Source organism: Streptomyces olivoverticillatus (assembly GCF_014203555.1).
GTDB lineage: Bacteria > Actinomycetota > Actinomycetes > Streptomycetales > Streptomycetaceae > Streptomyces > Streptomyces olivoverticillatus.
In genome coordinates this window covers 887,705-914,325 of sequence record NZ_JACHJH010000001.1, presented here as the reverse complement: position 1 = coordinate 914,325, position 26,621 = coordinate 887,705, and the positions used below count along the sequence as shown (strand labels likewise).

Sequence of the window (26,621 nt, the reverse complement as noted above, 5' to 3'; positions counted from 1 at the left end):
CCTCACATCCGGAAGACGCCGAAACCACCCCGCGCGCCCTCGAACGGCGCGCCGTGCACCGCCGACAGGCACAGCCCCAGCACGGTCCGCGTGTCCCGCGGATCGATGACCCCGTCGTCGTACAGCCGCCCCGACAGGAACAGCGGCAGCGACTCCGACTCGATCTGCCGCTCCACCATCGCGCGCAGCCCGGCGTCGGCCTCCTCGTCGTACGGCCGGCCCCTGGCCGCCGCCGAGGCGCGGGCGACGATCGACAGCACCCCGGCCAGCTGCTGTGGCCCCATGACGGCCGACTTCGCGCTCGGCCAGGAGAACAGGAACCGCGGGTCGAAGGCGCGCCCGCACATGCCGTAGTGCCCGGCTCCGTAGGAGGCGCCCATCAGCACCGACAGGTGCGGGACCCGCGAGTTCGACACCGCGTTGATCATCATGGCGCCGTGCTTGACGATGCCGCCCTGCTCGTAGGCGCGGCCGACCATGTAGCCGGTGGTGTTGTGCAGGAAGACCAGCGGAACGTCCCGCTGGTTGGCCAGCTGGATGAAGTGCGCCGCCTTCTGCGACTCCGCGCTGAAGAGCACGCCCTGCGCATTGGCGAGCACGCCCACCAGATAGCCGTGCAGCCGCGCCCAGCCGGTCACCAGGCTCGGCCCGTACAGGGGTTTGAACTCGTCGAAGTCCGAGCCGTCCACGATCCGGGCGACGACCTCGCGCGGGTCGAAGGGCGCCTTGAGGTCGCCGGCGACGATGCCCAGCAGCTCGTCCTCGTCGTACAGCGGCGGCACGGGCGGGGCCTCGGGCCCGCGGCGCGCCGTGCGGCCGCCCAGCCGGGCCACCACCCGCCGCGCCTGCCGCAGCGCGTCCGGCTCGTCCACGGCGAAGTGGTCGGCCAGGCCGGAGGTACGCGCGTGCATCTCGGCACCGCCCAGCGACTCGTCGTCGCTCTCCTCGCCGGTGGCCATCTTCACCAGCGGCGGCCCGCCCAGGAAGACCTTGGCCCGCCCCTTGACCATGATCACGTGGTCGGACATGCCGGGGATGTACGCGCCTCCGGCGGTCGAATTGCCGAAGACCACCGCGATGGTGGGGATGCCGGCCGCGGACAGCCGCGTCAGGTCCCTGAACAGCGCACCGCCGGGGATGAAGATCTCCTTCTGGCTCGGCAGGTCCGCACCCCCGGACTCGACGAGCGAGACGAGCGGCAGCCGGTTGGCGAGGGCTATCTCGTTGGCCCGCAGCGCCTTCTTGAGCGTCCAGGGGTTGCTGGCCCCGCCCCGCACCGTCGGGTCGCTGGCCGTCACCAGGCACTCGGTCCCCTCGATCAGGCCGATGCCGGTGACGAGGGACGCGCCGACCGTGTAGTCGCTGCCCCAGGCCGCCAGCGGCGAGAGCTCCAGGAAGGGCGTGTCGGGGTCCAGCAGCAGTTCGATGCGCTCCCGGGCGAGGAGCTTGCCGCGGGAGCGGTGCCGGGCGGTGTACTTCTCGCCGCCCCCGGCGACGGCCTTCGCGTGCTCGGCCTCCACGGCGGCGAGCTTCTCCAGCATGGCGGCCCGGTTGTCCGCGTAGGCGGCGGAGGACGGGTCGAGACCGGACGCCAGAACCGTCACAGCAGCACCTCCGGTATCTCCAGATGACGGGCCCGCAGCCACTCGCCCACGGCCTTGCCCTGCGGGTCGAAGCGGGCCTGGGAGGAGACTCCCTCGCCCAGCAGCCCGTCGACGACGAAGTTCAGCGCCCGCAGGTTCGGCAGCACGTGCCGCTGCACCGCGAAGCCGCCCGTCTCCGGCAGCAGTTTGCGGAACCGCTCGACGGTCAGCGCGTGCGCGAGCCACCGCCACGCCTCGTCGCTGCGCACCCACACGCCGACGTTGGCGCTGCCGCCCTTGTCGCCGCTGCGGGCCCCGGCGACCAGGCCGAGCGGGACGCGGCGCACGGGCCCGGCGGGCAGCGGCTCGGGCAGCTCCGGCTCGGGCAGCGGCTCCGCCACGGCCCGCAGGGGGCCCGGCAGCACGGGCACGCGGGTGCCGTCGGGCAGCACCGCCGCGTGCCGCACGGCCTCGGCGTCCACGTACGCCGCCTCGAAGACGCCGTACGGCACGCCCTTGCCCGGCGGCGCCGTGACGTGGAAGCCCGGATAGCTGGCCAGGGCCAGCTCGACGGCGGCGGTGACGACGGCCCGGCCGAGCTCCGGGTCGCGGTCGCGCACCACGAGGTGCAGCAGCGCGCTCGCCTCCTCCTGCACGGGCGCGTCGGGCCGGTCCGTACGGGCCAGCGTCCACTGCACCTGGGCCGGGCGGCGGGCCGGGTCGGTGAGGATGTCGTCGAGCTGGGCGCGCACCAGACGGGCCTTGGCGCCGATGTCGAGGCCGGTCAGCACGAAGACGATCTCGTAACGCCAGCCGCCGCCGCGGGTCAGCCCGACCTTGAGCGTGGGCGGCGGCGACTCGCCGCGCACCCCGCTGATCCGCACCCGGTCCGGGCCGTCATCGGTGAGCTGCACGGTGTCCAGCCGGGCCGTCACGTCCGGGCCCGGATAGCGGGCGCCCGCCGTCTCGTACAGCAGTTGCGCGGTGACCGTGGAGACGTTGACGGCGCCGCCCGTCCCCGGGTGCTTGGTGATGACGGCCGAGCCATCGGCGTGGATCTCGGCGAGCGGGAAGCCGGGGTGGCGCACGTCGTGCTCGCCGAAGAAGGCGTAGTTGCCGCCGGTGGCCTGGGTGCCGCACTCCAGGACGTGCCCGGCCACGACCGCGCCCGCCAGCGGGTCCAGGTCCTCGGCCGTCCAGCCGAAGTGCGCGGCGGCCGGGCCGGTGACGAGGGCCGCGTCGGTGACCCGGCCGGTCACCACGACGTCGGCACCCGCCCGCAGGCACTCGGCGATGCCCGCGCCGCCCAGATAGGCGTTGGCGGTCAGCACGCCCTTGCCCCAGTCGTGCTCGCGGCCGAGGTCGTCCCCGGTGACGTAGCCGATCCGTACGGGCACGCCGACGCGGTCCGCCAGCTCCGCGATGCGCGTCGCGAGGCCCGCCGGATTGAGGCCGCCCGCATTGGTGACGAGCTTGACCCCGCGGTCGGCCGCCAGGCCCAGCCCCTCCTCCAACTGGCCCAGAAACGTTCTTGCATAGCCCCCGGCCGGGTCCTTGAGCCGGTCGCGGCCGAGGATCAGCATCGTCAGCTCGGCCAGGTAGTCACCGGTGAGCACGTCCAGGGGGCCGCCCGTGAGCATCTCGCGGAGGGCGTCGAAGCGGTCGCCGTAGAAGCCGGAAGCGTTGCCGATCCTGAGCACGGGGGCGGGTGCGGGCATGGAACGGGAGGGTGACAGCGGTCGCGGAAACAATCAAGCGTGCTTGCATGCTTTTCGGCCGAGGGAATCCGCGAGGATTTCGGCGAGGTGGCGGCCCTGTCTGTCCGATAGGTTACGGATCTGTGTACGGCAGGAAAACCCGTCCGCGATCACCTCGGCATCCGGGGGCGCCTGCCGCAGGGCCGGCAGCAGCTGCTCCTCGGCGCAGGCGACGGAGACGGCGTAATGGCCGCGCTCGAAGCCGAAGTTCCCGGCGAGGCCGCAGCAGCCACCGCTCAACTCGCCGCTGAGACCGGCGCGTTCACGAAGTCGCCGCTCGGCGGCGTCGCCCAGGACGGCGTGCTGATGGCAGTGCGTCTGGCCGACGACGGGCCGGTCGACGCGGGGCGGCCGCCAGTCCGGGGCGAGCTCTTCGAGCGCCTGGGCGAAGGTACGCACGGAGGAGGCGAGTTGGCGAGCGCGAGGATCGTCCGGAAGCAGCTCCGGGAGGTCGGTGCGCAGGGAGGCGGTGCAGCTGGGTTCGAGGCCGATCACCGGGTGGCCCGCGGCCAGTGCGGGGGCGAGGACGTCCAGGGTGCGGCGCATGACCTTGCGGGCGCGGTGGAGCTGACCGGTGGAGACCCAGGTGAGGCCGCAGCAGACCGGCCGGGGCGGTACGAGGAGGCGGATGCCGGCGTCCTCCAGCACGGCGACGGCGGCCCGCCCCACGGACGGCGTCAGGTAGTTGGTGAACGTGTCCGGCCACAGGACGGCCACCCGATCCCCGGAGCTCGTTGCGGCGTCGTTCGCCGGGCGTCCGTCCCACCAGCGGGTGAAGGGCTGCGCCGCCAGTGACGGAAGAGGGCGTTCCGGGGCGATGCCCGCCAGTCGCTTCGCCACCGTGGCCAGTGGAGTGCGGGCCGCCGCATTGAGCGTGCCGGGCACCGCCGCCGCCCACCTCAGCCACAGCGGCAGCCACCCCATCGCATAGTGCGCCGCCGGCCGGACGCGCCCCGCGTAGTGGTGGTGGAGGAACTCGGCCTTGTACGTGGCCATGTCCACCCCCACCGGGCAGTCGCTGCGGCAGCCCTTGCACGCCAGGCACAGATCGAGCGCCCCGTGCACCTCCTCGGACCGCCAGCCGTCCGGCAGGACTTCGCCCGCCAGCATCTCGTGCAGCAGCCGCGCCCGGCCACGCGTGGAGTGCCGCTCCTCGCCGGTGACGCGGAAGGACGGGCACATCACGCCCGTACCCACCGCCGTCTCCCGGCACTTGGCGACGCCCACGCACCGCCGCACCGCCGCCGTGAAGTCGCCGCCGTCGCCCGGATAGCCGAAGGCCACCGGCACCGGGCGCCGCGGGAGCGGGGCGAAGCGCAGGTTCTCGTCCAGGCGGTACGGGCGCACCAGCATCCCCGGGTTCAGCCCGCCCGCCGGATCCCACACCGCCTTGGCCCGCTCGAACAGGCGCACCATCTCCGGCCCGTACATCCGCGGCAGCAGCTCGGCGCGCGCTTGGCCGTCGCCGTGCTCGCCGGAGAGCGAGCCGCCGTGCGCGACCACGAGGTCCGCCATCTCCCCGGAGAAGTCGCGGTAGCGGCGCACGCCCTCGTCCGTCAGAAGGTCCACGTCCAGCCGCACGTGCACACAGCCCTCGCCGAAGTGCCCGAAGGGCGCTCCCCGCAGCCCGTACCGGCCCAACAGGGCCCGGAATTCCCGCAGGTAGGCGCCCAGGCGGGCGGGCGGTACCGCGCAGTCCTCCCAGCCCGGCCAGGCCTCGCTGCCGTCCGGCAGCCGGGTGGCGGTGCCCGCCGCGTCGTCCCGCATCCGCCACAGGGCCCGCTGCCCGGCCGGGTCGGCGACGACGGTGTGGCCGCAGGCGCCGTCAGCGGCGGCGGCCCGGCACAGGTCCCGGGCCCGGGAGGCCGCCTCGGCGGCCGTCGCGCCGCCGGTCTCGGCGAACAGCCAGGCCCCGCCCGCGGGCAGCCCGGACGCCTGCCCCACCAGGTCCGCGGCCATCCCCTCGACCGTCAACGGGCCGCGCGGCAGCAGCAGATGGGCCGCATCGGCCGCCGCGCCCTCGTCCGGGTAGGCCAGGACGGCCAGCGCGCGGGCCGTGGGCACCGCCACCAGGCGGACGACCGCCTGCGTCAGCACGCCGAGGGTGCCCTCGCTCCCGGTGAAGGCCCGCGCCACGTCCGTGCCGCGCTCGGGCAGCAGCGCGTCCAGGGCGTAGCCGGAGATGCGGCGGGGGAGGACGGGGAAGCCGGTGCGCAGCATGGCCAAGTCGCCGTCGACCAGCGCGCGCAGACCGTCGGCGAGCGGGGCGGGGAGCGAGCCGAGACCGCGGCCGAGACGGGCCCGGTCGCCCCCGTAGGTGAGCACGTCCAGCTCGTGGACGTTGTCGGCGGTGGTGCCCCAGGCGACGGAGTGCGCGCCGCAGGCGTTGTTGCCGATCATTCCGCCGAGGGTGCACCGGCCGTGCGTGGAGGGGTCCGGGCCGAAGGTCAGGCCGTGCGGGGCCGCCTGCCGCCGCAGGTCGTCCAGGACGGCCCCGGGCTGGACGACGGCCGTCCGGGCGCCGGGATCGACGGCGAGGACGGCGTTCATGTGCCGGGTGAAGTCCAGCACCACCCCCTCGCCCGTCGCCTGCCCGGCGACCGACGTCCCGCCGCCCCGCGCCACCACCGGCACCTCGAACTCCCGGCAGACGGCGAGCGCGGCCGCGACGTCGTCGGCGTCGAACGGGGCCACGACGCCCAGCGGGACGCGCCGGTAGTTGGAGGCGTCCATGGTGACGAGCGCACGGCTTCCGGCGTCGAACGCCACCTTGCCCCGCACCGCGGCTCGCAGAGCCCTCTCCAGTCCCTCGCGCACGGCCATCAGGACCTAGCCAGGGGAGGCCCCGCTTTAGCGGGGTGGGGAATGGCTTCTCTGGACTGCTCTGACCTCAACTCGGGCCACGGGTCTGCACTGTTCACCTGTGCCGCCTCTCTGCCGCACTAGACCTGTCGCGTGTGTATAGGGATCGTGTGACGGTGGCCAGGAAGGTTCGCCGGTTCTCCGGCGGCGTGTACGACCTCGCGCTCCACGTGGTGTGGTGCCCGAAGTACCGCCGTCCAGTCCTCGATGGCCGGGTCGCCACACGCCTGGACGAGCTGATCCGGCAGAAGGCCGACGAGCGCGGGTGGGAGATCATCGCCCTTGAGGTGATGCCGGACCATGTGCACCTGTCCGTCAGGCACGACCCGAAGTCGTCGGCCTCGTATGTCGCGAACCAGTTCAAGGGCTTCACCTCCCGCGTGCTCCGCTCGGAGTTCCCGCACCTCAAGAGCCGCATGCCTACGCTGTGGTCGTCGTCGTACCTGGCGGTCTCGGCCGGCGCCGTGTCGGCGGCGACGGTGGAGAAGTACATCAACACGCAGTGGGAACGCCCCGGGAAGAAGGAGGAGGGCCGGTCTTGATACGGGCCTACAAGTTCCGCCTTCGCCCGACCGCCCGCCAGGAGCAGGCGCTTGGCGAGATGCTGGCCGATCACTGCTCGCTCTGCAACGGCGCGTTGCAGGAGCGCCGGGACGCCTGCGGCACAGCTCTGAGACCTCGGTCACCTACGGGCAGCAGTCCGCCCAGCTCAAGGAGATCCGCACCTTCGACCCCGAACGGCAAGGGCGCTGGTCGTTCTCCTCCCAGCAGGCGACCCTGCGCCGGTTGAACAAGGCGTTCGCCGCGTTCTTCCGCCGTGTGAAGGCTGGACCACGCCGGCGCACTCAACGTGCTCGGCAGGGCCGGGCTGGTCCTCTGCGACGGCGCTTAGCCACCGACGCAGGAAGCCCGCGACTTCAGTCGTGGGTGGAGTCACGGTGCAAGCAGTCGGCCGTTTCCCGCGCCTCCTGTTTTACGCATCCCGTCGAGTCTCATCGAATGGACCGGCGATCCGTCACCTTTGACGCACCCACTAGGCTGCGACCGTGGCTGATATCCAGATCCCCGCTGACATCAAGCCCGCCGACGGTCGCTTCGGCGCGGGCCCGTCCAAGGTGCGGACCGAGGCGCTCGCCGCCCTGGCCGCAACCGGAACCTCTCTCCTCGGCACGTCACACCGCCAAGCCCCGGTGAAGAACCTGGTCGGCAGCGTGCGCGAGGGCATCCGTGAGCTCTTCTCCCTCCCCGACGGCTACGAAGTGATCCTCGGCAACGGCGGCTCCACCGCCTTCTGGGACATCGCCACGCACGGCCTGATCGAGAAGAAGTCGCAGCACCTGTCCTTCGGCGAGTTCTCGTCGAAGTTCGCCAAGGCGGCGCGGCTCGCGCCCTGGCTGGAGGAGCCGAGCGTCATCTCCTCCGAGCCCGGCACCCACCCCGACCCCAAGGCCGAGGAGGGCGTCGACGTCTACGCCTTCACCCACAACGAGACCTCCACCGGCGTGGCCGCGCCGCTGCGGCGCGTGCCGGGGGCGGACGAGGGCGCCCTGGTGCTGGTCGACGCGACGTCGGGCGCGGGTGGTCTGCCCGTCGACATCGCCGAGACGGACGTCTACTACTTCGCCCCGCAGAAGTCCTTCGCCTCGGACGGCGGTCTGTGGCTCGCGGCCTTCTCCCCGGCGGCCCTGGAGCGCGCGGCCCGCATCCACGCCTCGGGCCGGCACATCCCCGAGTTCTTCTCGCTGCCGACCGCCATCGACAACTCGCTCAAGAACCAGACGTACAACACCCCGGCACTCAGCACGATCTTCCTGCTCGACCAGCAGCTGAAGTGGCTGAACGGCCAGGGCGGCCTGGACTGGGCGGTGCGCCGCACGGCGACGTCGGCGCGCACCCTCTACGGCTGGGCGGAGGCGTCCAAGCACGCCTCGCCGTTCGTCGTGGACCCGGCCAAGCGCTCGCAGGTCATCGGCACCATCGACTTCTCCGACAACGTGGACGCGGCGGCCGTCGCCAAGGCGCTGCGGGCCAACGGCATCGTCGACACCGAGCCGTACCGCAAGCTGGGCCGCAACCAGCTGCGCGTGGCGATGTTCCCGGCGATCGAGCCGTCGGACGTCGAGGCGCTGACGGCCTGCGTGGACTACGTCATCGAGCGGCTCTAGCCGCGTCTGGCCCTCAGCAGGCGGCGCAGGCCGAGGGCCAGGAGCGTGCCGACGGCCAGGGTGCCGGCCCCCAGGGCCAGGTTGCGGTTGCGGTCGGCGTCCGTCGTGCGCTCGTCGTCGGCCGGGCCGCTCCCCTTGGGGGAGCGGCCGCCGCTCTTGTCCTCCGCTGCGCTGTCGGGCAGCAGGTCGCCGCTGAGCGCCACGGGCGTGACGTGGCTGCGGGTGCCCTCGGAGCCGTACATCAGCGTCCGCCCGTCGGGTGTGAACGTCACCGACTCGCCCTGCCGTTGCAGCGGCACGGACGGGCGGCCGATCTCGGTGGGACGGCCGTCCTGCCAGCGGTAGGCGATGGCCTCGAAGTAGCCCCGGACCACGAGCCGGGTGCCGTCGGGGGAGAACGCGCCGTCCGTCGCCCAGACGTTGATGTCGGCGATGCGGCGGAAGGTGTTCACGCCGGACTCGGTGAGCTTCTCCGGTGCTTCGTAGAGGGCGCCCTTGCCCGACTTTTTCTTGCTGACGATGTACATCCGCCCCGTTTTGGGGTGCACCATCAGCGATTCGGCGTCGCGCGGCCCGTCGTCGTAGCGGACGGTGTAGCGCGTCGGGGTGAGCGTGACGTTCTCTTGCAGTTCCTTCGGCTCGGGGAAGCGGTAGATCCACACTTCGGGCCAGCGGCCTCCGAAGTTGTCGCCGATGTCCCCGAGGTAGAGGGAGCCGTCGGGGCCGAGCGAGATGGCCTCGGCGTCGCGGGCATCCACCCCGGCGAGCGTGATGGTGGTGACGGTGCGTCCGGTCCGGCTGTCCACGCCGTAGACGTACGGGCCGTCGCCGCTGTCGTTGTGCGTCCAGTAGAGGCCGGGGTGGGCGCGGCTGGCGGCGAGGCCGCTGGACTCCTTGATCCGCGCGTCCTCGATGGTGAAGTCGGGCGGAGTGCCGTCGCCGCCGCCGTCCGCCACGGCGGGCCAGGCCGCGGCGGGCACGGCCAGCACGGCGACGGCGAGGGCGCGAAGGAACGGGCGCATGGCCCAAGCCTGCCATCCGCCGCCGCGCGGGCGCGGACGGCAGGCCGGGCACGCCCCAGGGCTCAGCGGGTGATGTCCGCGAAGCCGTCGACCTCGCGCGGGTCGCGCGGGCCCGGCCCGATGTAGCGGGCCGAGGGGCGGACGAGGCGGCCGGTGCGCTTCTGCTCCAGGATGTGGGCGCTCCAGCCCGCCGTGCGGGCGCAAGTGAACATCGAGGTGAACATGTGCGCCGGGACCTCCGCGAAGTCCAGCACGATGGCGGCCCAGAACTCGACGTTCGTCGCCAGCACCCGGTCCGGGCGGCGGTTGTGCAGCTCCTCCAGGGCCGCCTTCTCCAGCGCCCGCGCGACCTCGAAGCGCGGCGCGGCCAGCTCCTCGGCCGTACGGCGCAGCACGCGGGCGCGCGGGTCCTCGGCGCGGTAGACGCGGTGGCCGAAGCCCATCAGGCGCTCGCCCTTGTCCAGGGCCTGCTTGACGTAGGCCACGGCGTCACCCGTGCGCTCGATCTCCTCGATCATGCCGAGGACGCGGGAGGGGGCGCCGCCGTGCAGCGGGCCGGACATCGCGCCGACCGCACCGGAGAGCGCGGCCGCGACGTCCGCGCCCGTAGAGGCGATGACGCGCGCGGTGAACGTGGAGGCGTTCATGCCGTGCTCGGCGGCCGAGGTCCAGTAGGCGTCGACGGCCTTGACGTGCTTGGGGTCCGGCTCTCCGCGCCAGCGCTTCATGAAGCGCTCGACGACGGTCTCCGCCTTGTCGATCTCGCGCTGCGGCACCATCGGCAGCCCCTGGCCGCGCGCCGACTGCGCCACGTACGACAGGGCCATCACGGCCGCCCGCGCCAGATCGTCGCGGGCCGTGGCCTCGTCGATGTCGAGGAGCGGTTTGAGGCCCCACACGGGCGCGAGCATCGCCAGCGCCGACTGGACGTCGACGCGGATGTCACCCGAGTGGACGGGGATGGGGAAGGGCTCGGCGGGCGGCAGCCCGGGGTTGAACGAGCCGTCAACCAGCAGGCCCCACACGTTCCCGAAGGACACGTGGCCCACCAAGTCCTCGATGTCGACCCCTCGGTAGCGGAGCGAGCCGCCTTCCTTGTCGGGTTCGGCGATCTCCGTTTCGAACGCGACGACTCCCTCGAGTCCGGGTACGAAGTCGGACATCAGGCGGCTCCTCATGATGTGTTCGACAAGCGACTGCTGACCGGACCGCGCCGGGGTCTCCGGCCGGCGGTCAAGGAGTGGTGTGCTGGGCGTGTGTGCTTCTGGTGGCGGCGCCCGGAGCGGTTACACGGCCGTGTCTGCGGCTCGCGGTCCGATCCGGTCATCCCGGTCATGCCCCGTGCGGCTGTGCTTCACCCGGTGGTTCACCCGCCCTCCACGGGAGGCCGGTTCCGGTAGGCCGGACACGATAGCCGGTGGGTTCCCGGGGCCACAGCCTTCACCTGGTGATTTTGGGGGCTCCAGGGGCCGTTGGGAAAGTGATGTCCGGCACACCGGCCGGGATCCGGGGGTGCGGCCAAGGGTGTGGCGGGTGTGGGCCGTACGGACGCTCCTGCGCGATACGCCCGGCGTCCTGCAAGATGTGCGCGTGTCCCACGCCGACGAACTCGACCCCGCCGCCATGCGCGCCCACTACCGCTCCGAGGGTCTCGCGGAGACGGATCTGGCCGCGAGCCCGTACGAACAGTTCGCGCGCTGGTTCCACCAGGCCGCGGCAACCGGAATGCACGAGCCCAACGCGATGGTCGTCTCCACGGCGGATGCCGCCGGACGGCCCAGTTCGCGGACGGTGCTGATGAAGGGCTTCGACCCGCGCGGCTTCGTCTTCTTCACCAACTACGGCTCCCGCAAGGCCAGGGACATCGCGGAGAACCCGCACGTCTCGCTGCTCTTCCCCTGGTATCCGCTGACCCGTCAGGTCGTCGTCACCGGTACGGCCGAGCGGGTGGACCCGGAGGAGACCGCCGCCTACTTCCGCTCCCGCCCCTACGGTTCGCAGATCGGCGCCTGGGCGAGCGAGCAGTCGACGGTGGTCGGCTCGCGCGCCGAGCTGGACGCGGCGTACGCCCTGATGGCCGCCCGCTATCCGCAGGACAAGCCCGTGCCGGTGCCGGCGCACTGGGGCGGCTTCCGGGTGACGGTGGAGACGGCGGAGTTCTGGCAGGGCCGGGAGAACCGGCTGCACGACCGGCTGCGGTACGTGCGCACCGACGACGGCGGCTGGCGGACCGTGCGGCTCTGCCCGTAGGGCCGCCCGGGACCCGTCAGCAACACGGCGGAGAACGCAGACGATCCGTGGGCCCGCTACCGGCCGCGCCTTGACGGCGCGCCGGTGCCGAGCGGACGACTCGGCGGCCCACGGATCGGGTGACTGCTTGGGATTGGCCGGCTTCCCCATGGCCGAACGGCCTCGGGACCCGGCGTTGCGCTGTAACGCGACGACGGGCGCTAGCCCGCAGTCACCTCACGCGTCCGGAAAGAAATCATGCTCCGAACCACCTCCCTTCTCGTGTGCCTCACAGCCTAGGAACCGGCTCCGGGCCACACAACCGTATTTCCGAGGGCACTGATTTCGCGGAAGACGGTGTGGTGCCCGCCGGGGTCGAGTTGAATGCCGCTCGTGCAGGACATGCAGGGCATGCGTGACACGCAGACGCGTCCAGCAGGGGGTACCCCGTGACCGCTCCACACCAGTCCGGCCCCGCCCGCCACGGGGCGGACCCGGACACAGACGACCACGACCTGCTCGCGGCCCTCCTCGACGGGATGGACGCCGCGCTGTGCGCCTTCGACGCCGACGGCACGGTCACCCACTGGAACCGCGAGGCCGAGCGGATACTCGGCTGGTCGGCGGAGGAGGCCGTGGGGCGGCGGGGCCTGGCCGGATGGGCGCTGCGCAAGGCGGACGCCGAGGAGGCCACCGAGCGGCTGCTGGGTGTGATGAAGGCGCCGGGCCGCCGCCAGGTGGACGAGTTCGCGCTGCTCACCAAGGACGGCGGGCGGATCCTCGTGCGCATGCAGTCCTCCGCCGTGCCCGGGGCGGACGGCGGGCCGTCGGGCGTGTACTGCGCGTTCAGCGAGGTGCACACCCAGATCGACCTGGAACGCTCGGTCGCGCTGAGCGAGGCGCTGTTCGGCGACGCGTCGTGGGGCGTGGTGCTCGTCGACGCGGACCTGCGCCCCGCCCTCGCCAACGCGCACGCCGCCCGCGCCCTGCGCAGCAGCCGTACGGCCGTGCTGGGGCGTCCCCTGGGCGACCTCCTCGAACAGGGTGCGGAGGAGCTGGAGGGCGCCCTGCAGCACGTCCTGGCGTCCGGGGCGCCGCCCGCGCCCACCGAGCTGTGGGTGACGGTGCGCGACCCCGGCGGCGGCCCCACGCCCGTGCCGGAGCGGCGCTGCTGGCGCAGCGGCTTCCTGCGGCTGGCGACGCCGCTGGTGGAGGAGCCGGTGCCGCTGGGGGTGGCGTGGCTGTTCCTGGACGTGACGAAGACGCGGCTGGTGGAGCAGGAGAGCGCACGGCTGCGGTTCAGGGGCAGTCAGCTGCACCGGGCGGGGCGGGCGGTGGCGGAGTGCGAGGACCCGATGGAGGCGGCGGCCCTCTACATGGAGTTCGCGCTCGCGGGGTTCGCCGACCACGCGCTGATCGACCTGCTGTCGAAGCCGGAGGCGGTCCCCGAGAGCCCGATCCGGCTGATCCGCGCCGCGGCGACGCCCGCCGGCGCCCCCGGCCAGGCCCCGGTGGCCCCCGCGGGCGGCCTCCCGGTCCCGTACGCGGACGGCCATCCAGCCCTGCAGGCGGTCGAGCGCTGCGGCTCGGTGCGCGCGGTCTCGGACCGTACGGACGGCTGGGCGGCGGTCCGCAAATGGCCGGAGGGCACCCGCCATGCCTTGGCCACGGCCCTGCGCAGCCGGGGCCGGACGGTGGGGGTGGTGACGTTCCTGCGGGGCCCGTCGCGGCGTCCGTTCGACCGGGCGGACGCGACCTACGCGGAGGACATCGCGACGCGCGTCGCCGCCGCGATCGACCTGGCGGCGGTGACGGGGTGAGGGTGGCTGGGGCGTAGTGCGGGGAGGGGCCGGTACTCAGTGCCGGAAGAAGATCCGGTCCCCGTACTCGTCCAGCACCCGCCCGTTCCACTCGTGCCCGCCGTCCACGTTGCCGGAGCGCAGCATCGGCGGGTCGATGCCCCTGGCGGCCAGCTCGCCGGCCGCCGTCGCGACGACGGCCTGAAGCAAGGCGCTGGTCACCACGGTGGAGGCGGGCCCGAAGGGCGCCGCGATGCCTTCGGCCGACAACTCCGCGTCGCCGACGGCGATCTTGCTGTCGATGACGATGTCGCAGTGGTCCTTCAGGAACGTCCCCGACGCGTGCCGCGACTTCGTCCGCTCCGCGTACGCCAGCGACGTGACACCGATGACCTTGAGGCCGAGGGCGCGTGCGTTCATCGCCATCTCCACGGGCAGGGAGTTCCGCCCGGACAGCGAGACCACGATCAGCGCGTCGCCCGGCTCCGCGGGGCTGGTGTCCAGGACCGCACCCGCGAGCCCGTTCACGCGCTCCAGCGCGCTGCCGAGCGTGGCCGGCATGACGTCGAGGCCCACCACGCCGGGCACGGCGAGCAGGTTGACCAGGGCGAGCCCGCCCGCGCGGTAGACGACGTCCTGCGCGGCCAGCGAGGAGTGCCCGGCGCCGAAGACGAAGAGGCGCCCGCCCTCCTGCACCGTGTCGGCGAGGACCGTTCCGGCGGCGGCGATGTGGCCGGCCTCCTCGTCGCGCACCTGCTGCAGCAGCCCGATGGCGGCGTCGAAGAACTGCCCGGACAGCTTGTTCTCGCTCATCGCTGCGGGCTCCTCGGGTCGGCGCGCGGGGCGCGGCGTCGGTCGGCGGTCCGGATCACGTTGCGGTCCGGACGGGGGCGCTGTCAATACGGCGGGGCGGCCGGTGGCGTACGCGGCACCGTTGTCGGTGCCATGCGTCAGAATTGAGTCCAGGGCCAGCGCACGACTTATCGAGGGGCACGCATGTCCGGACTGATCGACACCACGGAGATGTATCTCCGCACCATCCTTGAGCTGGAAGAGGAAGGTGTGGTCCCCATGCGCGCCCGCATCGCCGAGCGGCTGGACCAGAGCGGCCCGACCGTCAGCCAGACCGTGGCCCGCATGGAGCGCGACGGCCTGGTGTCCGTCGCCGGCGACCGGCACCTGGAGCTCACCGAGGAGGGCCGTCGGCTCGCCACGCGCGTGATGCGCAAGCACCGCCTGGCCGAATGCCTGCTGGTCGACGTGATCGGCCTGGAGTGGGAGCAGGTGCACGCGGAGGCCTGCCGCTGGGAGCATGTGATGAGCGAGGCGGTGGAGCGGCGCGTGCTGGAGCTGCTGCGCCACCCGACCGAGTCGCCCTACGGGAACCCGATTCCGGGCCTGGAGGAGCTGGGCGAGAAGGCCGAGGCCGACCCCTTCCTCAACGCCGGCATGGTCAGCCTGATGGATCTGGAGCCCGGCACCGAGGGCAAGACGGTCGTCGTGCGGCGCATCGGCGAGCCGATCCAGACGGACGCGCAGCTGATGTACACACTCCGCCGGGCCGGCGTCCAGCCCGGAGCTGTGGTGAGTGTGACGGAGTCGCCCGGTGGGGTGATGGTGGGCAGCAGTGGCGAGGCCGCCGAGCTGGCCTCCGACATCGCCTCGCACGTCTTCGTCGCAAAGCGCTGACCGGCGTCGACGCCGGTCCCCGGCCGACGGCGCCGGGTACGTATGCCCCCTTACGTAAACCTGCCGAGCCGCGGCGGAAACGGAGCGGGCGCGCCCCCGGCGTGTCACGCTGGCGCTGAACGCGGCCGACGCATATGCGCGCGGCGGACCGGCGGAGGGGGCTTCGGATGGCTTCAGCGCGCTCGGCGGGCAGCTGCCCGCACCGTGATCCGCGGGCTCGTGACCGTCCGCACGTCAAAGGGCCCCGGCGCCCTTGCGGGCAGCCGGGGCCCTGCCTCCCCGTGTTCCCCCGTGGCGACCCGGAGCCCCGAGCTCCCAGGGTTCGCCTCGCGGACCTTCTTCCCCGAGCGGTCCGCGCCCAGGTCGATTTCTCCCCTTGGCGCAGACGGTCAATCCTTGCGCCTGGTCACTCGAACGAGGGGTGTTGCGCGCGACAACGGTCCATTCGAATGGAAGTTCCATAAGGTGGGGCTGCTCGGGGGAGAAGAGGGGGTGCCAGGACTCATGGTGCGGCGTATCGAGGTGCACGGGAGCGGTGGGGTGCGACTGGCGGCCTGGGAGTTCGCCGAGCCGCCGAAGGCGGTCGGCGGCCGCGCCGAGGGCGAGCCGTCGGGCCGCCGCCCCGGCGGGGTGCTGCTTCTGCACGGCCTGCTGGGCCGCGCCGCGCACTGGGCCGACACCGCCCGCTGGCTCTCCCCGCGCTATCGCACGATCGCCCTCGACCAGCGCGGCCACGGCCGCAGCGACAAGCCCGTCGGCGGCCCGTACGCCCGCGAGGCCTATGTGGCCGATGCGGAGGCCGCCGTCGAGCAGCTCGGCCTCGCCCCCGTCACCCTGATCGGGCACGCCATGGGCGCGCTCACGGCCTGGCAGCTGGCCGCCCGCCGCCCCGACCTCGTCCGCGCCCTGGTCATCTGCGACATGCGGGCCTCCGCCCTGGGCGCGGCCACCCAGCGGGAGTGGAGCGAGTGGCTGCGGTCCTGGCCGGTGCCCTTCGCCACCCTCGCCGACGTCCGCCGGTGGTTCGGAGAGGACGATCCCACCCTGGAGCGGCCCGCCCCGGCCCGCGGGGATTTCTACGCCGAGGTGATGTCCGAGCGCGCCGACGGCTGGCGCCCGCTGTTCTTCCGCCGCCAGATGCTGCTGGCCCGCGAGGCCTACGCGCACGACGCGCACTGGGAGGAGCTGGCCCAGGTGGAGTGCCCCTCCCTCGTCGTCCGCGGCCTGGACGGCGCCCTGGGCCGCGCGGAGGCCCAGGAGATGGTCCGCGTCCTGCCCCGCGGGCGCTACGCCGAAGTGCCCGACGCGGGGCACCTGATCCACTACGACCAGCCGGCCGGCTGGCGCCGGGTCGCCGAGCCCTTTCTGGAGGCCGCAGTTCCGGCTTAGGGCGGCTCCCGGGCGTCACCGGAGATCCTGCCCGCAATTAATTCAACGACCGTTGACATAGTCCGGGCGCCGGGTGTGCACTGGAGGTACGCGGACATGCGTTCACCCACCGGCATTCACCGGGAGCTGTCATGACTCTTCCTACCGAACCCGGCGTCGATGTCCTGGTCGTCGGCGCCGGCCCCACCGGACTGCTGCTCGCCGGGGATCTGGCCGCCGCCGGTGTGCGCGTCGTCGTGCTGGAGCGGCGCGATCAGGAGTCCAACCTCACCCGGGCCTTCGCCGTGCACGCCCGCACCCTGGAGATGCTGGACGCCCGCGGGCTCGCCGAGAAGCTGATCGACACCGGCTCCTTCCTCCCCGGCATCCGCTTCTTCGGCCCCACCAAGGCCGACCTGACCCGGCTGCCCACCCGCTTCGCCGGCGTGCTGATGACACCGCAGTACGAGACCGAGCGGCTGCTGGAGGAGCGGGCCGTCAAGGCGGGCGCGGAGATCCGCCGCGGCGCCTGGGTGACCGGCCTGCGGCAGGACGCGGACGGCGTCGAGGTGGACGTGGAGAGCGCCGGGGCGGACGGCCCGGTCGCCGGCACGCTGCGCGCCCGCTACGCCGTCGGCGCGGACGGCGTCCGCAGCGCCGTGCGCCAGGCGCTCGGGATGCCCTTCCCCGGCAAGTCCGTCCTGCGGTCGGTGATGCTCGCCGACGTCCGGCTCGACGCCCGTCCCGGCGAGCTCCCCGCCTTCCGCGGCGTCGCCGAGGGCTTCGCCTTCATCGCCTCCTTCGGCGACGGCTGGTACCGCGTCATCGCCTGGCAGCGCGGCTGCGAGCTGCCCGCCGATGCCCCCGTCGACATGGACGACCTCAAGGCCGTCACCCGCGCCGCCTTCGGCACCGACTTCGGCATGCGCGACGCCCGTTGGACCTCGCGCTTCCACAGCGACGAGCGCCAAGTGCCGAGCTACCGCGACGGCCGCGTCTTCCTCGCGGGCGACGCCGCCCACGTCCACTCACCCGCCGGCGGCCTCGGCATGAACGCGGGCCTGCAGGACGCCGCCAACCTCGGCTGGAAGCTCGCCGCCGTCGTCAAGGGCCAGGCGGACGACGCCCTCCTCGACAGCTACCACGACGAACGCCACCCGGTCGGCGCGATGGTGCTGCGCGTCAGCGGCGCCCTGGTGCGCGCCGCGCTGGCCGACAGCCCCGTCAAGCGCGGCCTGCGCAACACCCTGGTGGCCGGGGCCTTCCTGGCCCCCTTCGCGCTGCGCCGCGGAGCCCTGTTCGTCTCCGGCATCGGCATCTCCTACCCGGCACCGCGCGGCTCCCACCCGCTCACCGGCCGCCGCGCCCCCGACCTGCCGCTGGCCGAGGACGGCGCCGGGCCCACCCGGCTGTACGAGGCGCTGCGCGCAGGCACGTATGTACGCGTCCTGCCGCGCGGCGCGAGCGCGCCCGGCGAGTTCGGGCGCTTCCCCGTCACCACCGTCACCCGCGCCGACGCCGGCGGCACGAGCCTGCTCGTGCGCCCCGACGGATACGTGGAGCAGGCCTCGGAGACGGTCTCCTTCTGAGCGCTATCCCTTGCTGACCGCGGCGAGGATCTCCGGCAGGAGCCGCGCCGCCCTCGGCGCGGCGATGCGCAACCCGGCCCAGGCCATCAGCAGGCCGTAGGTGGCGCCCAGCGGCAGCAGGCCCCACAACAGCCCACCCGAGTCCGGCCCGTACAGCCAGACCGAAAGGGCGATCAGCGGCGCGGAGAGCAGCGCCGCGGGGAGCACGCCGAGCATGCCGAGCCAGGCGATGCCGGCCTGGCCCGGTGCGACGTTCTTGAAGGCGCCCTCCTGGGGGATCGAGAACGGCATGTGCACCGAGGTGAGCGCGCCCACGGCCGTCAGCGACCCCGCCAGCGCCAGACCGAGGCCCAGCACCATCGGGAACGCCCGCCAGTTGCCCGTCACCGCGGCCGTGACGGTGACGACCAGGGCGAGGTAGGGCACCGAGATCAGGGCCAGGGTCAGGGCACGGCCGCGCAGTTCGGCGTAGGCGTCGCGCGGCGAGGTGATCGTCTGCATCACCATCCAGAAGGCCGAGCCGTCCTGTCCGAACAGGTTGAAGGACTGCATCCCGAGCATGGTGACGGCGAAGAAGGAGAAGTAGATGCTGCCGTTGCCCTGCGCCGCGTTGACCAGCGGCAGGATCAGGCCGAGCAGCAGCGACGACGCCCACCCCATCTTGATCTTCGGGTCGCGGACGGCGTAGCGCAGCGAGCGGTCCATGACGGCGCCGGTGCGCCCGGCGGGCAGCAGCCGTACGAGCCCGGTGCCCTCGCGGCGGGCCTTCTGCGGTTCGGCGGCAGCCACGGTGGAGCCGTCCGGCGAGGTCATCAGCTTGGTGAGGCCCCGCTGCCACCACCACAGCAGCGCGGCGAGCGCGGCGGCGCTCAGGGCGAGTTCGGCCGCGGCCAGGCCGTACGAGCCCTCGCTTGCGGCCCGTACCGCGTCCAGCGCCGAGCCCGGCGGCACCCAGCGCAGCACGTCCGCCACGGGCTCCAGGCGGGCCAGGCCGCCCGCCGAGCTGAGCTGCTGCAGGCCGAAGTTGAGGAACTGCATGCCCACGGCGATGACCAGGCCGCTGAGCACCGCCAGGTCGCGCCCCTTGCGGCTGGTCAGCAGCCGGACGTTGGCGGTGGCCACGGCACGGGCCAGTGCCAGGCAGAGCAGCAGCGACATCGCCACGGCCGGCACCCCGACGAGGGCGGCGGCGAGGCCGTGCGCGGTGGCGATCACCGAGCCGACGAGGATCACCAGCGTGAAGCAGGGCCCGATGCCGATCAGCGAGGCGGCCAGCAGGGCGACCACCAGCGGTCCGGGGCGCAGCGGCAGCATCACCAGCCGGGACGGGTCGAGGGTCTCGTCGCCGCCGGAGAAGAACAGCGGGACGAACGCCCAGCCGAAGGCGAGCAGCGCGGCGATCGCGACGGTCAGCGCGGCGGCGTGGTCGTGGCCGCGCAGGGCGATCAGGCCGAGCAGCTGCAGGGCGGCGAAGAGCGCGGTGAAGACGATGGAGGTGACCCACACGGCCTTGCGGCCGGAGGACTGCCGCAGACCGTTGCGCAGCAGGGAGAGTTTCAGCCGGACGAAGACCGGGGTGAGGGAGACGTTCTCCCGGGGGGCGGCCGTGGTGCTCATCGGGCGCCGCCGCCCAGCCAGTCGAGGTCGCCGCCCGCGGCGAGGTCCCGTACGCCGACGAGGCCGAGGAAGGCGTCCTGCAGGGTGGGCGCGTCGCCGCGGACCTCCGCGATGGGGCCGTGGGCGCGGATGCGGCCGGCGGCCATCACCGCGACCCAGGAGCACAGCGACTCCACCAGCTCCATCACGTGGCTGGAGAAGACCACCGTGGCGCCGGAGGCGGTGTAGCGCTCCAGGACCTTGCGGATCGACTGGGCCGAGACGGGGTCGACGCCTTCGAACGGCTCGTCGAGGAAGAGGACTTCGGGGTTGTGCAGCAGCGCGGCGGCGAGGCCGATCTTCTTGCGCATGCCGGTGGAGTAGTCGATGACGAGCTTGTGCTGGGCGCCCGCGAGGTCGAGCACGTCCAGGAGCTGGGTGGCGCGCTTGTCGACCTCGTCGGCCGGCAGTCCGCGCAGCCGGCCGGTGTAGCCGAGGAGTTCGCGCCCGGACAGGCGCTCGAACATCCTGAGCCCCTCGGGCAGCACGCCGATGCGGGCCTTGACGGCGGCAGGGTCCTGCCAGACGTCGTGCCCGCCGATCTCGACCCGGCCGGAGTCGGGCCGCAGCAGGCCCGTGACCATGGAGAGGGTGGTCGTCTTGCCCGCTCCGTTGGGACCGACGAGTCCGATGAACTGCCCCGCGGGTATCTCCAGATCGATGCCCGCGACGGCCACCTGCTCGCCGAACCGTTTCCACAGTCCCTCGATCCGCACGGCCGCGGCGGAGCTTGCGTCCCGTTCCACTGTCTTCCTCGATCCCCGTGAGTGGTGCGATGGGGACGGAAGCACCCCGCCCCCCGAAGCCACCCTAGAGGGGGCTCGAGGGAGCGGGTACGGGACGGGGCGCGTCAGCGGCCGCGCAGGATCGCGCTCTCCCGGCCGCAGGCGTAGGCGAGGGCGCTGACCAGCTCTTCCGCGTCGGGCAGCCAGCGGTTGGCGGCGGTGGGCTGGCGGGCCCACTGGACCGGGCCGCGGTTGCCGATGCGGGTGGGGGGCGCGACGACGTAGTCGCCCTCGCCGCGCGCGAGGAGGTCGAGGGTGGAGGGCGCCCAGCCCAGCTTGCGGATGTGGTCGGCGACCTTCAGCGCGCCGCCGGGCAGCACGAAGAACAGCATCCGGCGGAAGGGCGTGCAGGTGATCGGCCCCAGCTGGATCTCCATCCGCTCCATCCGGGCCAGCGCGAGGAAGCCGGCGGACTCGGGGACGTCCAGCGCATCGAAAGAACGACCGGTCGGCAGCAGGACGGACGCGCGGGGATGTTTGCCCCACAGCCGGCGCACGGCCACCGCGCTGCCGGTGGCCTGGGTGGCCCAGTCGGGCCGGGCCGGGTGGGCGCCGGGGGCCGGGCACGCGGGCTCGGCGCACGAGCAGCGCTCCCGTCCCTCCTCCGCCTCCAGCCACGTGCCTGCGAATACGTCCCAGTGCCGGTCCTCCGCATAGCGCACCGCGGCGTCGAGCAGCCGCTCGCCGCGTTGTTGGGGGATATGCGGGGCTCCTACTCCGATGGTCTCTTCCACGTTCATCACAACTCCCCTTGTCACCAGGGGTTACGGCTCTGGCGCAGGCTTGTCGCGAGGGGCCGCCACAGCACGCGGGGCGCACGGATGCATGTACGGGGGCGCAGGCGGGGGTTCGCCGCCGCGAAGGGGTAGCCACCTGTGCGGCGGGCGCTGAGCCAGGCCATTGCCGTTATGTGCGCCAATACCGGCAAGTCCTGCATTCTCCGGATTCAGGGGGGCAAAGATCACAGGAGAAGGCGTTCACAGCCGTTTCAGCCACTTGGCACTTCGCGATCCTCATCGCGAACGCATAGCAGTCTCAGGGGGTACAGCATGGCCGCACGGCCACTCGTGGCGCGGCAGCCGAACGAACGGCTGCAGGCGCTCATCCAGGAAGCCGGCTGCTCCAACGCCGGGTTGGCGCGCCGGGTCAACATGTGCGGCGCCGAGCACGGACTGGATCTGCGGTACGACAAGACGTCGGTGGCCCGCTGGCTGCGCGGCCAGCAGCCGCGCGGCCGCGCCCCGGCCGTCATCGCCGAGGCGCTCGGCCGCAAGCTGGGCCGTACGGTCACGATCGACGAGATCGGCATGGCCAACGGCAAGAACCTCGCCTCCGGCGTGGGGCTGCAGTTCTCGCCCACCGTGCTCGGCGCGATCGAGCAGGTGTGTGAGCTGTGGCGCAGCGACGTGGGGCGGCGCGACTTCCTCAGCGGCACGTCGGTGGCGTCCTCCGCGCTGGTCGAGCCGAGCCGCGACTGGCTGATCACCGCGGCCGATGCGCAGGTGGCGCGGAGCACGGGCGCCCGCGTCGGGGCCTCGGACGTGGAGGCGGTGCGGGCGACCACCGAGGCGCTCGTCGAGCTCGACCACAAGTACGGCAGCGGGCAGGTGCGGCCCGTGGTGGTCCACTACCTCAACAGCGTCGTCTCCGGCCTGCTGGCCGGCTCGTACCGGGAGGCCGTCGGGCGCGACCTCTTCGCGGCCGTCGCCCGGCTGACGGAGCTCGCGGGTTACATGGCCGTCGACACCGGGCAGCCCGGGCTCGCCCAGCGCTACTACATCCAGGCGCTGCGGCTCGCCCAGGCCGCGGGCGACCGGGGCTACGGCGGCTACGTACTGGCCGCCAGCATGAGCCACCTGGCCGCCTCCCTGGGCAACCCCCGGGAGATCGCCCAGCTGGCGAAGGCCGCGCAGGAAGGGGCGCGGGGGCACGTCACGCCACGGGCCGAGGCGATGTTCTACGCCGCCGAGGCGCGCGGGCACGCGCTGCTCGGGGACGCGCGGGCCTGCCAGGCCGTGGCGGCCAAGGCCGTCTCGCGGCTGGACGCCGCCGACAACGAGCCGGATTCGGGTGACGACCCGGTCTGGATCGGCCATTTCGACCGCGCGTACCTGTCCGACGAACTGGCGCACTGCCACCGCGACCTCGGCCAGGCCGAGCCCGCGCGACGGCACGCGGAGGACGCGCTCGCCTGCCACCCGGCGGGGCGGGTGCGGCGCCGCGCGATCGACATGCTGCTGCTGGCCACCGCCCATGTGCAGCAGCGCGAGGTGGAGGAGGCCTGCGCCACGGGCACCCGTGCCATGGAACTGCTGGGCACGCTGCGCTCGAACCGGGGCGCGGAGTACCTGGACGACTTCCGGCAGCGCCTGGAGCCGTACCGCGACGAGCCGGCGGTGCGGGAGTTCGGGACGAGGCTGGAGATGCAGGCCGCTTAGGGACGCACCCTAAGGGGCTCCGAGAGGTCCCGGGCCCGGGTGGACGCTGGTCGTCCGGGCCCGGTGACGGGGCGGACGGGTGGTACTTGGCCGATCACCCGTGCGACCCGGTAGCGTGAGCCGCCGGTCGCACAAGTCCCGTTACAGCCTGAGGAGTCCCGGTGACGCAGAGCGGACAGCGAAACGAGCCGCAGCCGCCCGGCCCCGGCTGGGGCCCCGCCACGAACAGCGTCCCGCTGCCCCCGGAGACCCCGCCCGGCCAGACGCCCGGGGCTCCGGTGCCGCCGCCGTCGTACGCGCCGACGGGCGGCGGGGGAGACATATCCATGGCGTCCATACCTGGCATACGTGACGTCGGGGATATTCCCGAAATGCCGGGACGTATGCCGGAATCCTCCTCTGAGGCCACGCAGTTGCTGCCGTCGCAGCCGGGCGGGGCGGGCGCGCCCGGCGTGGGTGCCGGCTCCGTGGTGCCCTATGCGCCGCCGACGCGTGGCGGCGCGGGCTCGGATGCGGAAGCCACCGCCTTCATGCCGCCGATGGGCGGCGCGGGCGGGACGTCGGGCGGCGCGTGGCCGCTGCCCGCAGGCGGCAGCTCCGGGGGAGCGGCCGGAAGCGACGCGGCCACGGCCTTCATGCCGCGTGGCGGTGCGGCGGGTTCGGATTCGGAAGCCACGGTGTTTGTGCAGCGTGGTGGGGCCGGTCCCGATGCGGAGGCCACGGCTTTCATGCCGCGTGGCGGTGCGGGCCCCGATGCCGAGGCCACGGCCTTCATGCCGCCCGTGAGCGGTAACGCCGGTGGGCCGGCGGCCGGTCGAGGTGCCGACTCCGAGGCGACGGCGTTTCTGCCGCACATGGGTGCAAACCAGGGCGTTGGAGCCGATGCCCAAGCGACCGCGTTCCTGCCTCCCATGAGCGGCGGTCCGGGCGCCGGTGCCGACTCCGAGGCCACCGCCTTTCTGCCGCACATGGGCGGCAGCGCAGGCCGTGACGCCGAAGCGACCGCCTTCATACCGCCCATGAGCGGCGGCACCGCCGAAGCCGCCACCGCCTTCATGTCGCCCGTCGGCGGAGGCGGCCTGCCCGCCGATGCGCCCGCACCGCCCGTCGGCCTCGGAACCGCCCCCTCCGGGGAGCGCCCGCCGCCCGCCGAGTTCGACACGCTGTTCCGGGCCGCCGAGCCCACCCAGCAGCTGCCGCCCGTGCCCGCGGGCCAGTCCGCCGTGCCCGGACCGCCGCCGGGCCGGCGCGGTCCGCAGCCGCCCGCGCCCGGATCCGTACCGCCGCCCTCCTCCGGGTTCGGGGCGCAGCCGCCCGCGCCCGGCGGCCACGGCGGCCCCGCGCGCCGCAAGAAGTCGCCCGCCGTGCTGATCGCGGCCGTGGTCGCGGGCTGCGCCGTCGCCGGCCTCGGCGCGGGCGCGCTGCTCAGCGGCGGGGGAGACGACACGAGCAGCCAGCAGCCCGCCGCGACGGGGAGCACCGCACCCAACGCCCCCAAGGGTGACGACGGGCAGCAGCCGGAGACGGCCAAGCCGGCCGACCCCGCCGAGGCGCAGGCCAAGGCCCTCGACGCGCTGCTCAAGGACAGCAACAACAGCCGCGACGCCGTCATCAAGGCGGTGGATGCCACCAGAAGCTGCAAGGACCTGGGCAAATCCGCCTCCGACCTGCGCGACGCCGCGGGCCAGCGCAACGGCCTGGTGTCCCGCCTCGACCAGACGGCCATCGACAAGCTCCCCGGCCACGACGACCTCAAGGCCCAGCTGACGAAAGCGTGGCAGTCGTCCGCTTCGGCGGACTCGCACTACGCGTCATGGGCGGACCAGGTCGGCGGCAAGCACGGCTGCATCAAGGGCCACGCCCGCCCCAGCCGCGACAGCGTGGCGGGCGACCAGGCCAGTGGCCAGGCCACCGATGCCAAGAAGAAGGCCGCGGACCTGTGGAGCCCGATCGCGAAGAAGTACGGGCTGACGGCGCACGACTGGACGCAGCTGTAACCCGCCGCGGCCGAGCGGACGGGCCCCGGGAGTCCCCCCGGATCCTGTGGGGCCCGTCCATGATCCACAGCCTGGCGCCCGGTGCGTAACCGGCCGGGAACACCCGGTGGACGCCTCCACAACACCCGGTGTCGCAGAGGTGAACCACGGGGGCCCGGCACGCCCCGCCGCACGGGAACGTACGATCGATTGCTGTGCAAGGTTCGGAGAAGTCTTCCCGTCGCGGCCGCCGCTCGACCACCATGGACGGCATGCCGCTCAATGACATGCCGTGGTGGCGCTGGCGTGCGAACGTGCGCTCCGCGCTGCACATGCTCTCGGACCCGGTCTTTCAGCGGGAGTGCTGGCTCGCGGGCCACGCCGGGTACGGAGATGTGACCGACGCCGTCTACCGGCTGGTCGAGGACACCTGGCTGGACAACTGGTCGGCCGAGAAATACGTCGGCACCGTCTTCCGCGACTCGGGCGAGGCCGCGCTCGTGGACGTCGCCGTGCTGCGCGTGCTGCGCATCATGCACCAGGTCGGGGCGGACGCGCCGGTCTCGGCGTATCTGGAGCACCACGGCTGGCCGGAGGCGGTGCGCGCCGCCCGCGAGGCGCACCTACGGATGGCCGTGAGCGACGGCGACGACCCGGACGCGCCGCCCCGCTCCCTCGACGTGCTGGCCGTGGCCACCCGCGTCTGAGCTGCGGGTTGAGGGGACAGGGCGGGCAAGGGCCCGCGGATGTGCGACGCTATTGGGCTATGAACGCCGCGCAGTCCCCGGCGACCGGGGCCACCGAACAGCCAGAGCAGTACGTCCTCACCCTCTCGTGCCCGGACAAGCAGGGCATCGTGCACGCGGTGTCCAGCTATCTCTTCATGACCGGCTGCAACATCGAGGACAGCCGGCAGTTCGGTGACCGCGACACGGGTCTGTTCTTCATGCGGGTGCACTTCAGTGCCGAGCCGCCGGTCACCGTCGAGAAGCTGCGGGCCAGCTTCGCGGCGATCGGGGACTCCTTCCACATGGACTGGCAGCTCCACCGGGCCGAAGAGAAGATGCGCATCGTGCTGATGGTGTCCAAGTTCGGGCACTGCCTCAACGACCTGCTGTTCCGCTCGCGGATCGGCGCGCTGCCGGTGGAGATCGCGGCGGTCGTCTCCAACCACACCGACTTCGCCGAGCTCGTCGGCTCGTACGGCGTCCCCTTCCACCACATTCCGGTGACCAAGGAGAACAAGGCGGAGTCCGAGGCCCGCCTGCTGGAGCTGGTGCAGGCCGAGAAGGTCGAGCTGGTCGTCCTCGCCCGCTACATGCAGGTGCTCTCCGACGACCTGTGCAAGGCGCTGTCCGGGCGGATCATCAACATCCACCACTCCTTCCTGCCGAGCTTCAAGGGCGCGAAGCCCTACCACCAGGCGCACGCCCGTGGTGTGAAGCTCATCGGTGCCACCGCGCACTATGTGACGGCCGACCTGGACGAGGGCCCGATCATCGAGCAGGAGGTCGAGCGGGTGGGCCACGAGGTCACCCCGGAGCAGCTGGTGGCCATCGGCCGCGACGTGGAGTGCCAGGCGCTGGCCCGCGCGGTGAAGTGGCACAGTGAGCACCGCGTCCTGCTGAACGGCACCCGCACGGTCGTCTTCGCGTAACACCCGCGGAGGTTCCCGGCCGGGCGGCGCGCAGCCGCCGCGGCCG

Annotated in this window: 21 protein-coding genes and 1 pseudogene; 12 read left to right on the top strand and 10 right to left on the bottom strand. The window is 73.1% G+C overall.

Translation table 11 applies throughout. The annotated features are described in order from the left end of the window. Positions 1-2 precede the first annotated feature (2 nt). From FHS39_RS04215 to FHS39_RS04205, 3 genes are read right to left on the bottom strand one after another with little or no spacing between them, the layout of a single operon-like run. Entirely contained in the window at positions 3-1,604 is a 1,602-nt protein-coding gene (locus tag FHS39_RS04215) for a carboxyl transferase domain-containing protein (protein ID WP_184346350.1), read from the bottom strand. Further along, the gene (locus tag FHS39_RS04210) at positions 1,601-3,301 is read right to left on the bottom strand and encodes an acyclic terpene utilization AtuA family protein (RefSeq protein ID WP_184346349.1); all 1,701 of its coding nucleotides are present in this window, start codon (positions 3,299-3,301) and stop codon (positions 1,601-1,603) included. The genes FHS39_RS04215 and FHS39_RS04210 overlap by 4 nt, the downstream gene beginning before the upstream one ends. A 33-nt stretch (positions 3,302-3,334) precedes the next feature. After that, a complete protein-coding gene (locus tag FHS39_RS04205) occupies positions 3,335-6,163 on the bottom strand; it encodes an FAD-binding and (Fe-S)-binding domain-containing protein (protein WP_184346348.1) in 2,829 nt (942 codons plus the stop codon). A 155-nt stretch (positions 6,164-6,318) separates the two neighbouring features. Here FHS39_RS04205 and tnpA point away from each other — a divergent pair, with 155 nt between their 5' ends. From tnpA to serC, 3 genes and pseudogenes are all read left to right on the top strand, one after another. Continuing rightward, entirely contained in the window at positions 6,319-6,744 is a 426-nt protein-coding gene (gene tnpA / locus FHS39_RS04200; RefSeq protein WP_184346347.1) for an IS200/IS605 family transposase, read from the top strand. Beyond that, positions 6,741-7,033: pseudogene (locus FHS39_RS25280) on the top strand (helix-turn-helix domain-containing protein); the annotation flags it as partial. The gene tnpA and the pseudogene FHS39_RS25280, both read left to right, overlap by 4 nt. Positions 7,034-7,248: 215 nt before the next feature. Next, entirely contained in the window at positions 7,249-8,367 is a 1,119-nt protein-coding gene (serC, locus tag FHS39_RS04195) for a phosphoserine transaminase (protein WP_184346346.1), read from the top strand. Here serC and FHS39_RS04190 read toward each other — a convergent pair. Continuing rightward, positions 8,364-9,389 (bottom strand): hypothetical protein, encoded by a 1,026-nt coding sequence (locus FHS39_RS04190; protein WP_184346345.1) that lies wholly within the window; start codon positions 9,387-9,389, stop codon positions 8,364-8,366. The two genes, serC and FHS39_RS04190, sit on opposite strands and share 4 nt — an antisense overlap. Positions 9,390-9,451: 62 nt before the next feature. Continuing rightward, positions 9,452-10,552, bottom strand: coding sequence for a citrate synthase 2 (locus FHS39_RS04185; protein ID WP_045932864.1), 1,101 nt, complete (start codon positions 10,550-10,552; stop codon positions 9,452-9,454). A gap of 460 nt (positions 10,553-11,012) precedes the next feature. Here FHS39_RS04185 and pdxH point away from each other — a divergent pair, with 460 nt between their 5' ends. Together pdxH and FHS39_RS04175 are read left to right on the top strand one after the other, a co-directional pair. Continuing rightward, positions 11,013-11,639 (top strand): pyridoxamine 5'-phosphate oxidase, encoded by a 627-nt coding sequence (gene pdxH, locus FHS39_RS04180; RefSeq protein WP_184346758.1) that lies wholly within the window; start codon positions 11,013-11,015, stop codon positions 11,637-11,639. Between the two features lie 428 nt (positions 11,640-12,067). Then, positions 12,068-13,438, top strand: coding sequence for a PAS domain-containing protein (locus tag FHS39_RS04175; protein WP_184346344.1), 1,371 nt, complete (start codon positions 12,068-12,070; stop codon positions 13,436-13,438). A gap of 36 nt (positions 13,439-13,474) precedes the next feature. Here the strand turns inward: FHS39_RS04175 and FHS39_RS04170 are convergent, their stop codons facing one another. Further along, the gene (locus FHS39_RS04170; protein ID WP_184346343.1) at positions 13,475-14,230 is read right to left on the bottom strand and encodes an SIS domain-containing protein; all 756 of its coding nucleotides are present in this window, start codon (positions 14,228-14,230) and stop codon (positions 13,475-13,477) included. Between the two features lie 183 nt (positions 14,231-14,413). Here FHS39_RS04170 and FHS39_RS04165 point away from each other — a divergent pair, with 183 nt between their 5' ends. The 3 genes from FHS39_RS04165 (at position 14,414) to FHS39_RS04155 (ending at position 18,063) form a co-directional block, all read left to right on the top strand. After that, positions 14,414-15,106, top strand: coding sequence for an iron-dependent transcriptional repressor DtxR (locus FHS39_RS04165; protein ID WP_184346342.1), 693 nt, complete (start codon positions 14,414-14,416; stop codon positions 15,104-15,106). Positions 15,107-15,610: 504 nt separating this feature from the next. Next, a complete protein-coding gene (locus tag FHS39_RS04160) occupies positions 15,611-16,495 on the top strand; it encodes an alpha/beta fold hydrolase (RefSeq protein WP_184346341.1) in 885 nt (294 codons plus the stop codon). A gap of 131 nt (positions 16,496-16,626) precedes the next feature. Then, the gene (locus FHS39_RS04155; RefSeq protein WP_184346340.1) at positions 16,627-18,063 is read left to right on the top strand and encodes an FAD-dependent monooxygenase; all 1,437 of its coding nucleotides are present in this window, start codon (positions 16,627-16,629) and stop codon (positions 18,061-18,063) included. A gap of 3 nt (positions 18,064-18,066) precedes the next feature. Here FHS39_RS04155 and FHS39_RS04150 read toward each other — a convergent pair whose 3' ends face one another. The 3 genes from FHS39_RS04150 to FHS39_RS04140 form a co-directional block, all read right to left on the bottom strand. After that, complete coding sequence (locus tag FHS39_RS04150) at positions 18,067-19,680, bottom strand: transporter (protein WP_184346339.1); 1,614 nt, start codon at positions 19,678-19,680, stop codon at positions 18,067-18,069. Further along, entirely contained in the window at positions 19,677-20,465 is a 789-nt protein-coding gene (locus tag FHS39_RS04145; RefSeq protein ID WP_184346338.1) for an ATP-binding cassette domain-containing protein, read from the bottom strand. The genes FHS39_RS04150 and FHS39_RS04145 overlap by 4 nt, the downstream gene beginning before the upstream one ends. A 104-nt stretch (positions 20,466-20,569) precedes the next feature. Continuing rightward, entirely contained in the window at positions 20,570-21,244 is a 675-nt protein-coding gene (locus tag FHS39_RS04140) for a bifunctional DNA primase/polymerase (RefSeq protein WP_184346337.1), read from the bottom strand. Between the two features lie 309 nt (positions 21,245-21,553). Here FHS39_RS04140 and FHS39_RS04135 point away from each other — a divergent pair, with 309 nt between their 5' ends. After that, a complete protein-coding gene (locus FHS39_RS04135) occupies positions 21,554-22,942 on the top strand; it encodes an NsdA family TPR-like regulatory protein (protein WP_184346336.1) in 1,389 nt (462 codons plus the stop codon). A 475-nt stretch (positions 22,943-23,417) separates the two neighbouring features. Here FHS39_RS04135 and FHS39_RS04130 read toward each other — a convergent pair whose 3' ends face one another. Further along, complete coding sequence (locus tag FHS39_RS04130; RefSeq protein WP_184346335.1) at positions 23,418-23,618, bottom strand: hypothetical protein; 201 nt, start codon at positions 23,616-23,618, stop codon at positions 23,418-23,420. Between the two features lie 235 nt (positions 23,619-23,853). Between FHS39_RS04130 and FHS39_RS04125 the strand changes: the two genes are divergently transcribed. From FHS39_RS04125 to purU, 3 genes are all read left to right on the top strand, one after another. Further along, positions 23,854-24,939, top strand: coding sequence for a hypothetical protein (locus tag FHS39_RS04125; protein ID WP_184346334.1), 1,086 nt, complete (start codon positions 23,854-23,856; stop codon positions 24,937-24,939). Positions 24,940-25,181: 242 nt separating this feature from the next. Beyond that, entirely contained in the window at positions 25,182-25,625 is a 444-nt protein-coding gene (locus tag FHS39_RS04120; protein ID WP_221462420.1) for an SCO4402 family protein, read from the top strand. A gap of 59 nt (positions 25,626-25,684) precedes the next feature. Continuing rightward, positions 25,685-26,575, top strand: a complete 891-nt coding sequence (gene purU, locus FHS39_RS04115) for a formyltetrahydrofolate deformylase (protein WP_184346332.1) — start codon at positions 25,685-25,687, stop codon at positions 26,573-26,575. Positions 26,576-26,621 lie beyond the last annotated feature (46 nt).